The organism is uncultured Fibrella sp. (assembly GCF_964250085.1).
Classification (GTDB): Bacteria; Bacteroidota; Bacteroidia; order Cytophagales; family Spirosomataceae; genus Fibrella.
Genome location: NZ_CAXUEC010000012.1, coordinates 38,673 through 55,683 on the forward strand (window position 1 = coordinate 38,673; position 17,011 = coordinate 55,683).

At 51.3% G+C, this 17,011-nt stretch carries 15 protein-coding genes and 1 tRNA gene; 6 read left to right on the forward strand and 10 right to left on the reverse strand.

Translation table 11 applies throughout. The features are described from left to right. Positions 1 to 95 precede the first annotated feature (95 nt). Both ACFE8Q_RS26840 and accC read left to right on the forward strand, forming a co-directional pair. Positions 96 to 596: a lipocalin family protein gene (locus tag ACFE8Q_RS26840; RefSeq protein WP_375448539.1), complete on the forward strand. Its 501-nt coding sequence runs from the start codon at positions 96 to 98 to the stop codon at positions 594 to 596. A gap of 315 nt (positions 597 to 911) precedes the next feature. Next, a complete protein-coding gene (gene accC / locus ACFE8Q_RS26845) occupies positions 912 to 2,402 on the forward strand; it encodes an acetyl-CoA carboxylase biotin carboxylase subunit (RefSeq protein WP_375448540.1) in 1,491 nt (496 codons plus the stop codon). Between the two features lie 32 nt (positions 2,403 to 2,434). Here accC and ACFE8Q_RS26850 read toward each other — a convergent pair whose 3' ends face one another. The 4 genes from ACFE8Q_RS26850 to ACFE8Q_RS26865 all read right to left on the reverse strand — a co-directional run bounded on the left by ACFE8Q_RS26850 (position 2,435) and on the right by ACFE8Q_RS26865 (position 6,616). Next, entirely contained in the window at positions 2,435 to 3,832 is a 1,398-nt protein-coding gene (locus ACFE8Q_RS26850) for a mercuric reductase (RefSeq protein ID WP_375448541.1), read from the reverse strand. 44 nt (positions 3,833 to 3,876) lie between these two features. After that, positions 3,877 to 4,374, reverse strand: coding sequence for a DUF4126 domain-containing protein (locus ACFE8Q_RS26855; RefSeq protein WP_375448542.1), 498 nt, complete (start codon positions 4,372 to 4,374; stop codon positions 3,877 to 3,879). A 190-nt stretch (positions 4,375 to 4,564) separates the two neighbouring features. Beyond that, complete coding sequence (locus ACFE8Q_RS26860) at positions 4,565 to 5,452, reverse strand: FKBP-type peptidyl-prolyl cis-trans isomerase (RefSeq protein WP_375448543.1); 888 nt, start codon at positions 5,450 to 5,452, stop codon at positions 4,565 to 4,567. A gap of 87 nt (positions 5,453 to 5,539) precedes the next feature. After that, on the reverse strand, positions 5,540 to 6,616 hold the full coding sequence (locus ACFE8Q_RS26865) for an MBL fold metallo-hydrolase (protein ID WP_375448544.1): 1,077 nt from the start codon (positions 6,614 to 6,616) through the stop codon (positions 5,540 to 5,542). Between the two features lie 45 nt (positions 6,617 to 6,661). Here ACFE8Q_RS26865 and ACFE8Q_RS26870 point away from each other — a divergent pair, with 45 nt between their 5' ends. From ACFE8Q_RS26870 to ACFE8Q_RS26885, 4 genes are all read left to right on the forward strand, one after another. Then, positions 6,662 to 7,330: an NUDIX hydrolase gene (locus tag ACFE8Q_RS26870; protein ID WP_375448545.1), complete on the forward strand. Its 669-nt coding sequence runs from the start codon at positions 6,662 to 6,664 to the stop codon at positions 7,328 to 7,330. Positions 7,331 to 7,460: 130 nt separating this feature from the next. After that, positions 7,461 to 7,532, forward strand: a tRNA-Arg gene (locus tag ACFE8Q_RS26875). Between the two features lie 656 nt (positions 7,533 to 8,188). Next, complete coding sequence (locus tag ACFE8Q_RS26880) at positions 8,189 to 8,968, forward strand: HNH endonuclease (RefSeq protein ID WP_375448546.1); 780 nt, start codon at positions 8,189 to 8,191, stop codon at positions 8,966 to 8,968. A gap of 416 nt (positions 8,969 to 9,384) precedes the next feature. Further along, the gene (locus ACFE8Q_RS26885; protein ID WP_375448547.1) at positions 9,385 to 10,362 is read left to right on the forward strand and encodes an MvaI/BcnI family restriction endonuclease; all 978 of its coding nucleotides are present in this window, start codon (positions 9,385 to 9,387) and stop codon (positions 10,360 to 10,362) included. Positions 10,363 to 10,556: 194 nt separating this feature from the next. Here the strand turns inward: ACFE8Q_RS26885 and ACFE8Q_RS26890 are convergent, their stop codons facing one another. The 6 genes from ACFE8Q_RS26890 to ACFE8Q_RS26915 form a co-directional block, all read right to left on the reverse strand. Continuing rightward, a complete protein-coding gene (locus tag ACFE8Q_RS26890; RefSeq protein ID WP_375448548.1) occupies positions 10,557 to 11,657 on the reverse strand; it encodes an endo-1,4-beta-xylanase in 1,101 nt (366 codons plus the stop codon). 250 nt (positions 11,658 to 11,907) lie between these two features. Then, a complete protein-coding gene (locus tag ACFE8Q_RS26895) occupies positions 11,908 to 12,243 on the reverse strand; it encodes a hypothetical protein (protein WP_375448549.1) in 336 nt (111 codons plus the stop codon). Positions 12,244 to 12,271: 28 nt separating this feature from the next. Next, the gene (locus ACFE8Q_RS26900; RefSeq protein WP_375448550.1) at positions 12,272 to 14,194 is read right to left on the reverse strand and encodes an alpha/beta hydrolase-fold protein; all 1,923 of its coding nucleotides are present in this window, start codon (positions 14,192 to 14,194) and stop codon (positions 12,272 to 12,274) included. An 80-nt stretch (positions 14,195 to 14,274) separates the two neighbouring features. After that, entirely contained in the window at positions 14,275 to 15,435 is a 1,161-nt protein-coding gene (locus tag ACFE8Q_RS26905) for an alpha/beta hydrolase-fold protein (RefSeq protein WP_375448551.1), read from the reverse strand. Between the two features lie 30 nt (positions 15,436 to 15,465). Continuing rightward, positions 15,466 to 15,666 (reverse strand): hypothetical protein, encoded by a 201-nt coding sequence (locus ACFE8Q_RS26910; protein ID WP_375448552.1) that lies wholly within the window; start codon positions 15,664 to 15,666, stop codon positions 15,466 to 15,468. 204 nt (positions 15,667 to 15,870) lie between these two features. Further along, positions 15,871 to 16,986, reverse strand: a complete 1,116-nt coding sequence (locus ACFE8Q_RS26915) for an alpha/beta hydrolase-fold protein (RefSeq protein WP_375448553.1) — start codon at positions 16,984 to 16,986, stop codon at positions 15,871 to 15,873. Positions 16,987 to 17,011 lie beyond the last annotated feature (25 nt).

The following is a 17,011-nucleotide window of genomic DNA, read 5'->3' on the forward strand; positions in this document are numbered from 1 at the left end:
CACGCGCTTGTTTGTTACTTTTTTATTGACCTGCGGATAGGGCACCCATTTGGTTGCCTGATTGACAAGTTGATAGGTCGCTTTATGTTTGTGGCATGCTTCACACCCGCTTCATTACCCTGCTGTTCGGCTTCGCACTTGCCATTAGTTGCAAACAGACCACTACCACCGACCCCACCACCGCCGCGCTGACCATCCCAGGTACGTATAAAGTGACGCAATTCACGGGCAATGATGGAGCGACTTACGATTATATTCAGTTGGCAAGAGACGAAAAGAACACCTGCTTCACCGACCTCACGCTGACGTTCCGCGACAATGGCACGCTCACGACAGCCAACGTACCTGCCTGCAACAAAGCAGTCTTGTTCCCTGATCTGACCAAATCATACGGCAACGCTACCTGGTCGGTGGCAGATAATACGCTCACTATCAACTACCAGGATGTAGTACTTACACCGGTAGCGAGCCGGCAGCAATGGGTGGCAACGGGTTCGGCTACGACGCTTTTGCTCTCCCGTACGCTAAACTCGGTGGACGTAAACACGGGCAAGCCCATTATCGTCACCTACAAAATGGAGTTGGTACGGCAGTAGTTTTTAGCTGTAAAAAAGAGCCGAAACCGTTCTTGTCAATGTGTTTGTAGGTAGACACAGCGCAAAGTTACTTTCTTAAAGTTACCTCTCAGAGAGCCAATTTTATTCGTTTAATGGTTAAAGTTGCAGTTATAAACATATAGTACGCAGATTTCGCGAATGAACCGGATTTACGCGGATTTTTGGATTTAAACCGGATTTGCTCTGCTTTATGATGACCTCTACGAATCAACTTAAATCAAAAATCCGCGGGAATCCGGTTCATTCGCGAAATCCGTGTACCAGTAGCCCGCGTACAACTGATACTAAACCTTCATGAAAATCAACAAATTACTCGTTGCCAATCGCGGCGAAATTGCCCTTCGTGTCATGCGTACCGCCCGCGAAATGGGCATTAAAACCGTGGCTATCTACTCCGAAGCTGATCGGAATGCACTGCACGTTCGTTATGCCGACGAGGCGGTTTGCGTGGGGCCACCACCATCGGCCCAATCGTATCTGCGGGGCGACGCCATCATTGACGTGTGCCGCAAGTTTGGCGTCGACGCCATTCATCCGGGCTACGGTTTTTTATCGGAGAATGCCAATTTTGCGCGTCAGGTACGTGAAGCAGGCCTGATTTTTATCGGTCCTTCCCCCGAAAGTATTGAGGTGATGGGTAGTAAGTTAGCTGCTAAAGCGGCCGTATCTGGCTACAATATTCCGATGGTTCCCGGCACCCCCGATGCCATCGACGACCGGGAAGAAGCGAAACTCATTTCGGCCAAAATCGGCTACCCCATTCTGATCAAAGCCAGCGCCGGTGGTGGAGGAAAAGGGATGCGGGTGGTGGAAAAAGACGCCGATTTTGATGAGCAGATGGACCGCGCCGTGAGTGAAGCCATTTCGTCGTTCGGCGACGGGTCGGTCTTCATTGAGAAGTATGTCACCTCGCCCCGGCACGTCGAAATTCAGGTATTGGGCGATCAGCATGGTAACCTTATTCACCTCTTCGAGCGCGAATGCTCGGTGCAGCGGCGGCATCAGAAAGTGGTGGAAGAAGCCCCCTCGGCTGTTCTAACGCCCGAAATTCGGGAAGCGATGGGACAGGCAGCGGTCGATGTAGCCCGCGCCTGTGGCTACTACGGAGCCGGTACGGTCGAGTTCATCGTGGATGCCGATCTGAACTTCTATTTCCTCGAAATGAATACCCGCCTACAGGTGGAACACCCTGTCTCAGAACTCATTACGGGCGTGGATCTGGTGGAGCAGATGATCTACATCGCCGAAGGCAAAGCACTGACGATCAAGCAGGGAGACTTGAAAATCAAGGGTCATGCCGTGGAGGTACGTGTGTACGCCGAAGACCCCGCCAACAACTTCCTCCCCGACGTAGGTACGTTGGAAACTTACGTTCGCCCGCAGGGCAACGGTGTGCGCGTCGACGATGGGTTCGAGCAGGGCATGGCCATTCCGATCTATTACGATCCCATGATTGCCAAGCTCATCACCTACGGAAACGACCGCGGGGCGGCCATTCAGAAGATGATCCGCGCCATTGACGAGTACCAGATCACGGGCGTACAAACCACGTTGCCGTTCTGCAAATTCGTGATGGAGCACGACGCTTTCCGCTCGGGGAAATTCGACACCGGTTTCGTGGCCAACTACTTTACGCCGGAGGTGCTAAAGACTGAAGCCGACGCGCAGGAAACTGAACTGGCGGCAGTACTGGCCGCCTACCTGCTGGATACGCAGAAGCCGAAAGCTACCACCTTACAAAGCACAATGACACCCTCGAAAAGCCGCTGGCGGGAACGGCGGTAACACGGACTTTAGTCGGGGACGCCCAGTCCGTTTTACGCTACCTTACTGAACAGGTTATTCAGCGATTCGGCCAGGGTGGGGTGTGCGAAGATGGCGTCGCGGAGGCGTGGGTACGTTACGTTTCCCATCATCGCAATCTGGAGCATCGACATAATTTCGCCACCTTCCATACCCAGAATGGCCGCGCCGATAAGCTGGTCGGTATCCGCGTCGATGATCACTTTCATGAGGCCATTGGTGCGGTCTGTTTCAATGGCGCGGGCTACGCTGGTCATGGACATTGTGGCTACTTTTATTGATCTTCCCGCCTTTCGGGCTTCCTGCTCGCTCAAGCCGATTCGACCCAATTGCGGATCCGTGAATACTGTGTAGGGAACAGACCGATCAGCAATTGAGGCATTACCGCCTTCCAGCAGGTTCTGGTTGATTACCCGGTAGTCGTCGTACGAAATGTGGGTAAACGCCGGGCCACCTTTAATGTCGCCCAGCGCATAAATGCCGGGCTGGCTGGTTTCCAGTTTATTATCTACATGAATGAACCCGTGCGCATCGGTCGTTACGCCCGTTGTCTCCAGATCAAGCGTGGGCGTGTTGGGTGTTGTGCCGGTAACAACCAGCAGGTGCGATCCCGTTAGTTGCCTGGGTCCCTGCTCCGTTTCCAGCGAAAGCTCAACGCCCCCATTGGCCGTTTTGCTTACCTGCTCAACGGTCGTGTTGGTCAGCACCTGAACGCCTTCATCCGTCAGGATTTTGGTTAGTTCGTCAACGATGTCCTTATCTTCATGGGCCAGCAGTTGATCGCCACGCTCAATGATGGTTACCTCACTACCGAAGCGCCGGAATAGCTGGCTGAACTCGACGCCGATGTAGCCGCCGCCCAGAATCAGCAGGTGCTTTGGGAGCTCAGGTACGTTCATCAGAGCTGTAGACGTCAGCCAGGGCACCGTATCCAGACCCGGCAGGTCGGGTTTTTTAGGATGCGTGCCGCAGTCGATGAAAATATGATCGGCAGTTAGCAGTCGTTCGCCGCCGTCGTTCAGCGACACGGCGACCTGCTTCCTTCCAACAAATCGAGCTTCACCACCGATGAACGTCAGGTTCTCTGTCTTGGCAAACGACGCTTCGATGCCCTTCCGAAACTGCTCGACAACCTGGTTCTTCCGGGCAATGACGGCTTTGAAATCGACTTGAACGTTGCCCGTCTCGACGCCGTAATCAGCCGCGCGGCGGGCATCGAAGGCCATTTGCGCCGAGGCGATCAGGGTTTTGGTGGGTGTACAGCCGTAGTTGATACACGTGCCACCCACGTAACTCCGTTCGATCATAGCCGTCCGCCAGCCTTTTTTAGCCAAGGCGGCCGACAACGGTTTACCGGCTTGCCCCGCCCCGATAATCAGCGCGTCGAAATGCTCGACAGAATTAGTGTTCATGGTATCTTCTGAGAAGTCAGGCTGTCAGGTACGTTCATTCAGGCTTAAGCCAGTCGGGTGGTGGGTTTGATATCGCTGACGATGGCCCAGCCAAGTCCGGCAACCAGCGCATCTTCAGTCACGGCACCCACCGCGTCGGGGAGACCCAGATCGTGGTCGAGCCAGCGACGCAGGTTGAAGAACAATAACGTGCCCGCCACCGCGCCGAGGCCACCCAGAACGGCTCCGATGGGCATTTTCTGGCCTTCGGCCTCGCTCACCACCGCTCCGCAGGCCGACCCAATGGCCACCCGCGAAATAAACTGTGGTGGTGTGGTCCGGTTCGGCGTATTGGGCAGTTTATCACCAATGATTTCGCCCCCAGCCAGCGCTTTGAACACCTTCGCTGTGGTGGGTTGCGCCAGATAATGCAGCAGCGTTTTAGGGTGTTGCGTTGGAATGGTATGAGACAGGCGGTGACTGAGCAGGGCGGGTGCCGACATAGCGCGCATGCCCGCAATAAAACCCAGTTGAAAAGACCGGAGATATGATTTGTTCATCATGCTGTTGAGCAACTGCTCGTAACGGGTTGAGTTGATATACCCTTACCCAACCAGTAGCCCGGCAAATGGTTAGAAAAGGCCATTGCCGGGAGCGATTCTCAGGCGGCCAGTGCACAGTGTGAGGGGGTGATCAACGCACGAAAGCCCGTCCAGCATGGCTGAACGGGCTTTCGTAAAAGCAGCTTATCATTTACTTGGCAGAAACGATTTCAACCGTAAACGCCAGCGGTGAGTAGGGTGGAATAGCCACATCACCATTTGAATTATACCGGATGTTGGCCCCATACCCCAGCGACGATGGGAAAACAAGCACACCTTTTTCGCCTACCTTCAGGGATTTTAATCCTGTTTCAAAGCCAGGTACGTAGCTACCACGGCCCAGAGGAACGTCGATTGTGCCGCCCGTATCGAATGGTTTGGTAGCGCGCAGCAACGAACCCGAATACTTTACGGTTACCGTTTGCCCATCAATCAGGGTAGCCCCCGATGGCGCTGCCAGCGTTTTGATGACACGGAGGCCAGTTGGCTGCATTTCGGCTACGGTGTATTTGTTGCGCTCAATGAAGTTTTCGATCTGCTGATCTTCTGAACGGGATCTGTTCAGTTTTACATCGAACCGAACGGGCGTATTGGCGGGCAATTTGCCACCCACGGCGTCTGACGTGCCAAACGCGGCATAGGAGGGCATCAGGAAAATGGCCTTCTCACCCTCCCGAACTTTAGAAAAGCCAGCTTCCAAACCAGGTAGCATGGCGTTCAGGCCGTAAGGAAAATAAATGGCCGTATCGCGGGCGGCAATGTCAATCACCGTTCCGTCGAGCTTGGAAATGGTATACATAAACTCCAGCTCGTCAGCTACTGATGGCAACTTACCGGTTGGGTTTGCCTGGGTAATTACATACCGTACACCATAATCGATGGTTGTAACGGCCAGTTTCTGCGCTTTGGCGTAAGCGCCGATAGTCGTGGTATCTTTAACAAAGATGTCCTGTGTAGGATCAATGTATGTATCCTTGCAGGAGGAGAAGGAAATCGCTATTGCAGCGGCGGCGATCAACGCCAGACTCAGTTTACGCATTTGGTTCGAGTTGATGTCTGAGGTTCGACATCCGATGTTAACTATATACTAAGTACCCACTTTTCTTCTGGAACGTTGGAATACGGGTTAAAAATTTACGGTTTGCCCGTTTTTTAATGCCCGGAAACGGTCGAAATCGATGCTCTTAGCCGTTAACGCCTTCTTTAGATCAGTAACAGGCTCGCCTTCGCCATCATCGGCCAGTGGGAAGGTGCCGAAATGGATAGCCACACTTTGCTGCGCCTGCACATCCTGATGAATCTGTACAGCTTCCGTCGGATTGACGTGTACCGGTGCCATAAACCAGTTGGGCTTATAAGCTCCGATTGGAATCAGAGCCAGCCTGATGGGGCCAAACTGCTGCCCGATTGCCTTAAAATGAGGACCGTAGCCTGAGTCACCAACAAAGTACAGATTGCCTACCGCCTTGTTTGCAACTACGTACCCAGCCCAGAGCGTGGCGTTCCGGTCAAACATACCCCGGCCGGAGAAGTGTTGCGCGGGCACACAGTGAATGGTTGTCTGGTCATTGACCGGCACGGCCTGATGCCAGTCCATTTCGGTTACATTGGCAACTCCCTCCTGTTCCAGAAAAGCCTTCACGCCCAACGGACAGATAATGCGTGGGTTGTCACGGGCGGCGAGTTTTTTCAGGGTGCCAATTTCGAGGTGATCCCAATGGTTATGGCTCAGGAGCAGCACATCGATTTTGGGCAGATCATCGAACCGGATACCGGGCGGGCAGTTGCGGGCGGGCCCCAGAAACGAAAAAGGGCTAACCCGGTTTTCGTAGATAGGATCGGTCAGCACGTTCAGTCCATCGAATTGCAGGAGCATCGTCGAGTGGTTCACATACGTCACGCGAACCGGCGAGGGCGTTGTTGAATCAGTGGCGGGCATGACGCGCGCGGTGGGTACGTTGCCCACAGGGTCGTTATGGAAAGCAGGCCAGGGTTCGGTTCGTTCATGATTTAGCTGCCACTTAATCACATCGACCAGTCCGCGGGGCTGTACAGCGCCGGGCGTAAAAAATGCTTTACCATCGAAATGGTCCGAAACGGGTCCTTTGTACCGGGGAGCCGAGACCAAATAACCGATCAGCAGGGCGACCAGTACAAACACAACCAGAACGACCAACAGGCCAAGCAGTATCTTTGAGAGCATAATGCACGGAGAGACGCCATCGACGGCATCTTTTGACAAAACAACATGGAACAGTTACACGACGCCCCAAAATTCAAATTCTGGAAAAAGCAGCTCGAACTCAACGGCTTGACCATCCACAAAATTAGCGATCATTTCATCCGCCGTCGCCATAACGGCGAAGTTCTCTTCGCGATGCTCACCGTCGACGCCGATACACCGGAAGGCGACAAGATTCCGCCCGTCTGTTTTTTGAAAGGGCATGCTGCCTCTGTGCTCGTTTGCCTGATCGACGACAAAACAGGCGAGAAATTCGTCGTCCTGGTTCGGCAACGCCGCATTTCCGACGGGTCGCAAACCTACGAACACCCAGCCGGTATGGTTGATACCGACGATGACCCAACCGACACGGCGGCCCGCGAAGTAGGCGAAGAAATTGGCCTTAGTATTACCCCCGACGAGTTGACCAGGCTAAATCCGCGCTTGTGGTATCCCAGCACTGGCACCAGCGACGAGGCTATGCATTATTACTTTGTGGAGAAGACCATGCCGCGTGACGAGATCATGCGCTTTCACCTTCAAAAGATGGATAGTGACTCTGAATTAGAGCGCATTACGTCGATTATCGCCACCATTCCAGAGGCGCACAAACTGGTGAACAACGTAAATGGACTACTGATTCACTTTCTATATCTACAGAAAGTGGGCGATTACGAGACCATGAAGTTACTGTAACACGGGCTTCAGCCCGTAAAGACAAAGCGTGTCTTACAACCTTTTTAGGGCTCAGGCTTGCGCAAAGCCCGGCAGAACCGCTATATTTGCACTCCCAAACAGGGCCAACCGGCCTTTTGGGCACGTATCTGCTTCCGTAGTTCAATGGATAGAATTTCGGTTTCCGGTACCGACGATAGGGGTTCGAATCCCTTCGGGAGCACCTTTTCTGTATCTAGCTTGATACAAAAACACACAAAAACGCTAACTTTCAACGAGTTAGCGTTTTTTGTTTATAAGGGTTTATTGAAAAGAACACGGTTTAGGTGCCCTGATGGCGATAGATGATGCCCCACCTCCCCCGAATAAACCTACCTTCTCCTTAAAGATTTAGGTTATTTTTGAGGAATGAACGGCCCGAATACTGCTGTTTGCACGGCATCAACGGGCTTTTTTTGCGCGCCTACCAGACCGGTACAACCAACGTACCTGAATACTTTTCCAATACTAGAATTTGATCAACACGGCTTTTCCCCCCTATGCACCGGTGCTTTCTGGGAGCCGAACCATTGTTCGAAAACCCAAACCAAAAGAACTTTTAGAAATCCACTTTTAACAATGGATACGCAATTAACAACTGACGAACGCGCCGACCGCATTGCCGGTCTTTTAGATCGTATCGAGCATTTAAAATAACCTTATCGCACAGCGACAGGCCGCCATTGAGCCTGACACGCTTTCTATAAAAGAGTTTTCTGCTCGGCGTGACAAGTACGTGCATCAACTCAATCAGCTACTTTGGACTGTCGGTCTAACTGGTGAATTGACGGTTCCACGAAAAGCAGCCTAGTCATTCTACAGATAGTTAACTTTTGACTTATGGCTAAAAGCCCGCCGTGGACCAGAGAAGAGTTGATATTGGCTTTCAATCTGTATTTGAAGCTCCCTTTTGGGAAAATGCATAAGGGCAACGCTGCGGTGATAAACTTATCAAACCTGCTTGGCAGTGACAGGCGCTCGCCAAGTTCCGTTGCTATACGTCTAACCAATTTTGCCAGCGTTGACCCCTACCATCAGAAGCGTGGCGTAAAAGGCATGGATGGTGGATACAAACAAGTGAAGCCGATTTGGGACGAGTTCGTCAATAACCAAGAGGACTTGGTCTTTGAAAGTGAGCGTATTTTAGCTCGTCTCCAACATAAGTCACTTGAAGAACTTCATCCAGAGTTAACATTTGACTTGGCTAATCTGCAAGGCGAGGTTCGCGAACGGCTTGTCAAAACGCGAGTAAATCAAAACGTTTTCAGACAAATGATCTTGAAAACATATAAAGGCACCTGCGCTATCTCAGGTATCAACGTACCTGAACTACTCGTGGCTGGTCACATTGTCCCTTGGTCTGAAAACGTAAAAGAGAGGCTGAACCCAGAGAATGGAATTTGCTTATCTAACTTATACGACCGAGCCTACGAACGTGGTTTAATTTGCATTAGTACAGACTACAAATTGCTGATTTCTAACCACTTAAAAGAACAATCAAAAGAGGAATATTATCAAAGTTACTTTGGCCTACTTGAAAACAAACCCATCCGGTTACCCGTCGAGTACTTACCCAAAAGGGAGTTTTTAGAGTACCGTCTAGAGCGATTTATTAGGTGATTTACTGATTATTCTAACTATATATCTTCATCCTCTTGCTCTATAAACATATACTGATCCTGATCACATCGATGAAGTGAACTCTTAAAATTTGTATGTGAGAAGTCGGCGATGATAGCTGTTCTCAACCCGCACTTAGGGCAAGATGTGGGTTGGTCATTCATTATATATATAGGCAACTCACGAAAAACTTCCATAGATTCTTCTTTCAACGAAGATAATAATTCTTTGGCGTAGCTGAGATTTACAGGTCTTAAGGAAGGGAACGGTTTATAGCTACGGTTAATTTGTCATGGATTGGAGAAGATGGAAATCTGTTTCCAGCCCCAAATGCAAAACTGATTCTGTATCCCAAATACCCGGAAGTACGTTTGTCGGGTTTTCTGAAAGGTTGTAGTAACGGCCCGTCAGCCGTTATGAATACGCCTTTATATGGTCGTCTCCTTTTCCTGTCTGTTTCTGAAGCGGGGCAAATAGTCAGCTACGCTACGTTTCCAGATTCTCGGTTAGCAACAGAGTTCAGGACGGTTGATGTAATACAGGAAGGCGTTTTTGCAACGTTCCTGTTAAACAACCTCGACGACCGCGCTATCTTACTGCATGAGTTAGCCCGCATCAATCAGCTTGACTGGATAACGTCCAAGCGGCTCGACCGGTTGGGCAATCCAATGCCCTGCGATGCACCAAACTGTGGAGGTTATACACTGGAAGCAGAGTTAGGTATCACCCCCAACGGCTACTCAGAACCAGACTTTTTAGGCTGGGAGGTCAAACAGTACGGTGTTGACTCGTTTGCCCGTGTAGGCGGTGCAACGATTACGCTGATGACCCCTGAGCCAACAGCAGGGCTTTACGTCTCTGCGGGTGTTGACTACTTCATACGTACCTATGGTTATCCTGACCAGAACGGCCGTCCTGACCGCCTCAACTTTGGCGGCATTCATAAAGCGGGAGCCAAACATGATCGTACCCGCCTCACACTGGAACTGATTGGCTTTGATGGAGCAGCCGGTAAAATCAGAAGTACAACGGGGCGTATTGCGCTGGTTGATGAGCAGGGTAACGAGGCCGCGGCATGGTCGTTTGCTTCTATGCTCACGCATTGGAACAGGAAACACAATCAGGCTTGCTACGTACCATCTTTATCAGTTAACCAGCCCGTAAAGCAATACAGGTATGGCAATCTGATTACGCTGGGAGTTGATACCGACTTTCAGCTTTTCCTGCAACAGATGTACATTGGAAACATCTACTACGATCCGGGTATCAAGATGGAGAACGTATCATCCCAACCAAAGGTAAAACGGCGTAGTCAGTTCCGTATGAAGTCCTCTTTCTTAGGTACGTTGTACAGGAAGAATGAGTTGGTAGACGTTGGTCTACTCCCTCTATGAGCGGGGCCGGTCTATACCAACATTACCAGCATACCGGGCAGGCTGGTTGAGGCCTCAGCAACTGATTGGACTGGCATAAAAAAAAGTCGGGGGAGTCACCCACCCGGCCTTAGAAGCTGTAGGAATCACCCCTACGGCTTTACTCAAACTACGTAAGCGCTTCTGTACGTATCGCCCAGAAACGGCTCACCCCCTTACTTCTTTAGCGCAATTACTTTCTCGAAGGCAGGCTTGGGCTGGTTCTTCCGGTCGAACAGGAGCGGATAATTAGTTCGACCACGAATTGGCCAGCCATTCAACCAGCTATCGCCGTCGTTGACGCCCCAGAACGTGACGCGGGTGACCTTGTCTTTGTGCTTCAGGAAGAGTTTGAATAAATTCTCGTAGTCGGCGGCCAGTTGGGTCTGCACGCTGTCGGGCAAGGCATCCGGGTAGGGGTTCGACTGGGCGTTTGCCGTCATCCGTTGCCCTACGTCGGCACCCTGGAAGTTGCGGGGCAGCACTTCGATATCCAGTTCGGTAAACATCACTTTTACACCCAGGGCCGCATACTGCATGATGCTTTCTTCGATGTCGTTGAACGGTACTTTACCCACGTGCCAGTGTCCCTGAATACCCACCCCGTCGATACGTACCCCGGCGGCCTTAATCTTTTTCACGAGTTCAATACAGCCCGCCCGCTTTTTGGGTTGTTCGTTGTTGTAATCGTTATAATACAGCTCCGTTTTAGGAGAAGCCTGCTGCGCCAGCCGGAACGCTTCAGTCACGAAATCATCGCCCAGATACTGTAGGAAAACCGATTTGCGCATGGTGCCGTCTTCGTTGAGGGCTTCGTTTACCACATCCCACGAGTACACCTTGCCGCTGTAGTGACCAGCCACCGTCTTGATGTGATCATTAAAGAACAGTCGGATCGAATCGGCACTTTTTATGCCCCGAATAAACGACGGTAGTTGACTATGCCAGACAAGCGTGTGTCCGTTGATCCTGATGTTGTGCTTTTTGCCGAATTCAATCAGCTTATCGCCCATTGTGAAATCGTAGGTATCCCATTTCGGATGCAGCAGTGCCGATTTCATGATATTTTCGGGCGTGGCCATGTTAAACTGGCGCGCAATGAAGGCTGTCGTTGCCGGGTCGCGTTCTTCGATCTGGGCATTGTTCAGGCAGGTGCCGATGCCGAAGTCCCGCTTAAACGTATCTTTTAATGATGGAATGGATTGAGCAAATCCAGCCACGGTCCCCATCATTAAAATGGCCGTACTTACAGCCACGAAGTTTCTTTTTGAAATCATTGACGTGTACTTTTTTAGTAGATTAACGTGAATTACAACTGCGAAGCCCCGAACAGGTCATGATGCAAAATGGGCTAAGTGCGTTTGCTCGTGTGTTCACTACATTTATAGTTGACGGCCACTTTATGGAAATTTTTAATTATGACTTTACCTTGCCATAAAATTTCCGATTTTCCTGCTAAAAACTATCGAAAAGACTAAAAATGTCTTTTAATCGGGCAATAAACGTCCGATTAAAAGACAAGATTTGTCATTGCTTGGCAAGTTTCATCTCACCACGCTCACTTTTTACAACCATCTCTTTATCAGACACCAGTTCGCCGGTATAACTCATTTTTCGGTCGTTAAATGTGATACTGTACGAAATTTTTTTGCCATCAACTGTGCCTTCCTGTATTGGAGATTCGCCAAATTGAGTTTTCCATGTACCTGTTAATTTGTTGCCTTCCACCTTAAAGGTGTAGTTTACATCAAAAGTACCATTCGGTGTTTCACGGCTACCTTTCCAGTTGCCATCAATTGGGCTCTGAGCAAATGCCACTACGGTGACAAGCGCCAAGAATAGAGAAAAAAGCAACTTTTTCATTATAAAAATTGGGGTTTTGGTTAACTGATTATTTGAAAAGTAATTGTGAAAAATTAAATAGATCGTGCCTCCAGACCGGCCACGAATGCCCACCGGCGTACTCACTATACTGGTATTTGATGCCCATCTCATCGAATTTTTTCATCATGAGCTGGCAGTTCTGGTAGGCAATATCTTCTTTGCCGCCCATCGAGATCCACAGCGGTTTCAGATTGGTATTGATGGCTGCCGCGTTGGTCTTCATAAAGGCATACTGCGGGTCGGTCAGTGCCGGATTGTTGGCAAACCAACCCGAGCTGAACACCCCCAGCGACGAGAACATTGGCGTGTTCCTGACACCTGCATACAGGGTCTGTAACCCACCCATCGACAGTCCCGCGAGTGCCCGGTTTTTAGCGTCGGTTTCAACCCGGAAATTGCTTTCCACGCAGGGAATAGCGGCCAGCTTTAACTCATTTTCAAACGCCTTCAGTACGTTCTCGTTGAAACCAGCCAATCCGCCGGCGCTCACGTTCCCGTCGAGCATGGCAACAATCATCGGTTTGGCTTTGCCCTCGGCGATGAGGTTGTCCAGGATCATATCTGTTTTTCCCTGCGTCGACCAGCCGCGCTGATCTTCTCCCCCACCGTGCAAGAGGTACAGCACCGGGTATTTGTTGCTCGATTGATCGTAGCCCGGCGGGGTGTACACATACATTTCGCGCCAGGTATTGGTGGCTTTAGAGAGGTAACGTTTGATACGAATGTCGCCGTGGGGTACGTCCTTCATGGAATAAAAATCGCCGTCTTTGTCCGGTATTTCAATACCGCTGGCCATACGGCTCATGCCGTAAAACGATTCGCTGGCCGGATCGGCAATGGCTACCCCGTCAATCAGCAGTGAGTAATAATGGAAGCCCCGACTAACGGAATCGGTAGTGGCGGTCCAGAAACCGGCCGTATCTTTTACCATGTCGTATTTCTTGCCCAGATCGACCTGCACTTTTTGGGCGTCGGGCGCTTTAACGCGAAATATGACGCGATTATCGGGCAGAATCTGCGGGTATTTGGCATTACGGATGTTGGTCGAAGCGGGTGTTCCCAGCACGCTATATTTCGTCAGCGACGGCACATCGACGGGCTTGAACAGGAACTGCGAAAACATGTACAGACCATTTTTCCAGACCTTGAAATCGTGGCCGCCCGGCTCCACGTAGTAGATATGCGGCACGCCGTTCTGGTAGAGGTAGTCGTGGGTACGTTTGCTGAAGGTGATCAGCCCGTCGGCGTCACCGCACGAAATCCACAGCAGTTTCAGCTTCTGCCTGGCATCAGCGGGGTTCGGCACCAGTTCCTGCGGGGTTTTCGTGTTTGGGGCCGACGAGAAACCGCCCACCCACGCAAACTTGTCCAGATTGCCCAACCCGAAATTCAGCGACTGCCCGCCCCCCATCGACAGACCGGCAATGGCGCGGTGTTCGCGGTCGGTCAGCGTCGGATATTTTTTCTCGACAAACGGAATCAGGTCGTTCAGAAGGTCTTTCTCGAACGTAGCAAAGGCTTCGACTTTATCTTTCCCGAACACATTGCCAACGGCCCGGTCGTCTTTCATGGCCCGTCCGTTAGGCATCACCACGATCATCGGCTGAAGCTTATTCCCGGCGTACAGATTGTCCAGAATGACCTGTGGATTACCGCCTTTGAGCCATTCTTTCTCATCGCCTCCAATGCCGTGCAACAGATACAGCACGGGGTATTTCGTTTTTTTGTTGTAGCCCGGTGGCGTATAAATCAACGCTTTGCGGGACGTACCTACGGTTTTCGACGGGTAGGAAACCGAGTCAAGCTTGCCGGTAGCAATGCCCGAACGTACCTGATCGAACCCTTTCGGAGCTTCTTTCTCAATTTGCTGTGCGTAACTACTACCGCATAAAATACCGAGCGCTGTCGCTAGTATCAGGAGTCGTTTCATTCGTGTATATCGGTTATAATTGAGGAAGGTATGATGACTAAAATTGCCTTCGCCATGGTTTTGTCTACTCCTAATTGACATCAAGTAGGAATTTGACCTACTTTTTGAAAATCAAACTGGCGTACTGCCGCAGCGACCGACGCCAGGTTTGCCACTCGTGCAACGTACCCGGCGATTCGTAATACACGTGTTTGATGCCCGCTTTGTCCAGCGCTTCGTGGAAGCCTTTCACGCCGGTATACATTCGCTCCGGTTCTTTGGTACCAATACTCACTCACATACACCACTTTCATCTTTTTGTTGAACGCGTCGGGATCGGCCCAGGCACCGTCGTATGCCTGTTTGATGTCAGCACCCGGCTGCAACCGCCCCGCTCCGCTGAACCCACCGATATAGGCAAACTTATCAAGGTTGGTCATCGTGGTCTGGAACGTCTGGAAACCGCCCATCGACAGGCCCGCCATAGCCCGGTTATCCCGGTCGGTCAACGTGCGAAACGACTTGTCGATCATCGGGATCACCTCTTTCACCAGCAACTCAGGAAATACATTGGCGGTCATGCCGCCGGTTGTGCTAACAGGTTTGGTAGGGTCGGTGGCGTAACCGCGCTCCATCACCACGATCATCGGTGTGGCTTTGCCTTCGGCAATCAGGTTGTCGAGAATCATGTCCATTTTACCCTGCGTCGGCCAGCCTGTTTCGTCTTCACCCGAACCGTGCTGTAGGTACAATACGGGATAACGCTTCTTCGGATTTTCGTCGTACCCGGCGGGCGTATACACGTTGGCCCGACGCCAGGCTTTGGTCATGTCTGAGTAATAATTAACCGAACGTACCTGGCCATGCGGCACATTTTTAGGCTGGTAATAGTCCATGTCTTTATCCGGAATATCGATGCCGCTGGCCATACGCCCCATTCCGTAAAACGTCTGACTCGCCGGATCGCAGATGGCGATACCGTCGGCAATGAGCGAGTAATAATGAAACCCTTCACCGACGGGCTCTGTCGTGACCGTCCAGAAGCCACTGGTATCTTTCACCATGTCGTACTTCTTCATCAAGTCGATTTGCAACCTGCGGGCATCCGGGGCTTTCACCCGGAACACAACGCGGTTGTCGGGCAGTATCTGCGGGTATTTCTGCCCCGGAATATTGGTTGAGGCCGGTACGCCAGTGGTCTGAGCCAGGGCCGGTAGCGTCAGGGACATTGCCCCGATGAGTAATGAGAGTAATCGTTTCATGGTGAAGGTTTAGAAAGTGGTTCAGGTACGTTACTTTCCCTGTGACGTAATCATCTGATACTTGGCGCTTAAATGCATGAGGTTGAACACATACAGCAGCCCATCGTAATACGGATCGAAATAGTCATCCTCGAACGGGTCCAGTTTGGCCTTCCACAGGGCATGCACAAAATCGAGGCTGTTTTTACTGGCCTTTTTAGTCGACTGCGCTACGGCCAGTTTCGACGTCATCAGGCAAATGCCGGTAAATATTGAGAGTAGCCAACGATGTCTTAACAAGGCGTTGTTTATCAATTTCATGTTCTTCACTTTTTATATATGTCAAACACCACCATGCCTCCCTCAATGCGGCTTAACCCCAACCCTCTGAAGGGGGCTAATGCTGACGCAGGCGTACCACGGCAGCGCATTAGCCCCCTTCAGAGAGTTGGGAGCTTACTTAAACAGCAACGGTGCCATTTCGTGGAGGCTGCGACGCCAGGTCAGGAATTCGTGGGCCGTGTTTTCAGACACGTACGAAACGGCATTGTATCCGGCGGCTTTCAGGTCGGTGGCTGACTTCTTCACACCATCGGGCCGTTCTTTGCTACCACAGCTAATGAATACAAGCTTCGGTTTCGCTTTATCTTTCAAGTCTTCTGGTGCATAAACGCCACCGCTAAGCAGGCCGTAATAGCCAAACACATCCGGCTTGTTGAGGGTGATGGTTTTGGTTTCCATACCACCCATCGACAGCCCCGCCATTGCCCGGTTGTCGCGGTTCGCCATCGTGCGGAAGTTGGCGTCAACGTAGGGGATCAGTTCCTCGGTTAATACCGTCTGGAAGCCATCAATCTTGAAATCGCGCATTTTGCCCCACTTCACTTCATTGGTCATACCGTAGGTCATCACGATAATGAACGGCTTGGTTTTGTTTTCGGCAATCAGGTTGTCCATGATCAGATTGGCATGTCCCTGATTACTCCAGGCCGTTTCGTCTTCACCCCAGCCGTGTTGCAGGTACAGCACCGGGTATTTTTTAGACTTGTCTTTCTCATAGCCCGGTGGCGTATACACAAACGCCGTGCGTGGTGTACCCGTGCTTTTTGAAGGGAACAGAATCTGCTGTACGTTGCCGTGGGGTACGTCTTTCAGGGCGTAGAAATCCTGATCGTGCGCCGGTATCTCAATGCCACTTTCCCACCGAACGGAGCCATAGTAGTTCCTGGCACCAGGATCGTTGAACTTCCCGCCATCGATGGTCACGTTGTAGTAGTGAAACCCTTCGTCCATCGGCCCTTCCGTGGTGGCGGTCCAGTACCCATCGGTTCCTTTTTTGAGGATGGTACCGCCCCGTCCGCCGAGGCCCAGACTCACCTTGACGCTGTCGGCCTTAGGCGCATAAATGCGGAATCGGGCGTATCCCTGCGAGTTCACCTGTGGGTACTCCTGCCCCGGCTGATTCAGCGAAGACGGTTTGAAATCGTCCGCAACCGCCGTGGCCGTTTGCGAATAACTGCTGATGCTGATCATCATGGCTACCACGAATGCAGCTAACGTTTTAATAGTCATTTGGTTATGGGTTTGTGTTAGAAAA

What these genes read in the sequence shown, in the direction of transcription:
- ACFE8Q_RS26840 (WP_375448539.1), top strand. Translation starts at nt 96, where the DNA reads ATGCTTCACACCCGCTTCATTACCCTGCTGTTCGGCTTCGCACTTGCC.
- accC (WP_375448540.1), top strand. Translation starts at nt 912, where the DNA reads ATGAAAATCAACAAATTACTCGTTGCCAATCGCGGCGAAATTGCCCTT.
- ACFE8Q_RS26850 (WP_375448541.1), bottom strand. Translation starts at nt 3,832, where the DNA reads ATGAACACTAATTCTGTCGAGCATTTCGACGCGCTGATTATCGGGGCG.
- ACFE8Q_RS26855 (WP_375448542.1), bottom strand. Translation starts at nt 4,374, where the DNA reads ATGATGAACAAATCATATCTCCGGTCTTTTCAACTGGGTTTTATTGCG.
- ACFE8Q_RS26860 (WP_375448543.1), bottom strand. Translation starts at nt 5,452, where the DNA reads ATGCGTAAACTGAGTCTGGCGTTGATCGCCGCCGCTGCAATAGCGATT.
- ACFE8Q_RS26865 (WP_375448544.1), bottom strand. Translation starts at nt 6,616, where the DNA reads ATGCTCTCAAAGATACTGCTTGGCCTGTTGGTCGTTCTGGTTGTGTTT.
- ACFE8Q_RS26870 (WP_375448545.1), top strand. Translation starts at nt 6,662, where the DNA reads ATGGAACAGTTACACGACGCCCCAAAATTCAAATTCTGGAAAAAGCAG.
- ACFE8Q_RS26880 (WP_375448546.1), top strand. Translation starts at nt 8,189, where the DNA reads ATGGCTAAAAGCCCGCCGTGGACCAGAGAAGAGTTGATATTGGCTTTC.
- ACFE8Q_RS26885 (WP_375448547.1), top strand. Translation starts at nt 9,385, where the DNA reads ATGAATACGCCTTTATATGGTCGTCTCCTTTTCCTGTCTGTTTCTGAA.
- ACFE8Q_RS26890 (WP_375448548.1), bottom strand. Translation starts at nt 11,657, where the DNA reads ATGATTTCAAAAAGAAACTTCGTGGCTGTAAGTACGGCCATTTTAATG.
- ACFE8Q_RS26895 (WP_375448549.1), bottom strand. Translation starts at nt 12,243, where the DNA reads ATGAAAAAGTTGCTTTTTTCTCTATTCTTGGCGCTTGTCACCGTAGTG.
- ACFE8Q_RS26900 (WP_375448550.1), bottom strand. Translation starts at nt 14,194, where the DNA reads ATGAAACGACTCCTGATACTAGCGACAGCGCTCGGTATTTTATGCGGT.
- ACFE8Q_RS26905 (WP_375448551.1), bottom strand. Translation starts at nt 15,435, where the DNA reads ATGAAACGATTACTCTCATTACTCATCGGGGCAATGTCCCTGACGCTA.
- ACFE8Q_RS26910 (WP_375448552.1), bottom strand. Translation starts at nt 15,666, where the DNA reads ATGACGTCGAAACTGGCCGTAGCGCAGTCGACTAAAAAGGCCAGTAAA.
- ACFE8Q_RS26915 (WP_375448553.1), bottom strand. Translation starts at nt 16,986, where the DNA reads ATGACTATTAAAACGTTAGCTGCATTCGTGGTAGCCATGATGATCAGC.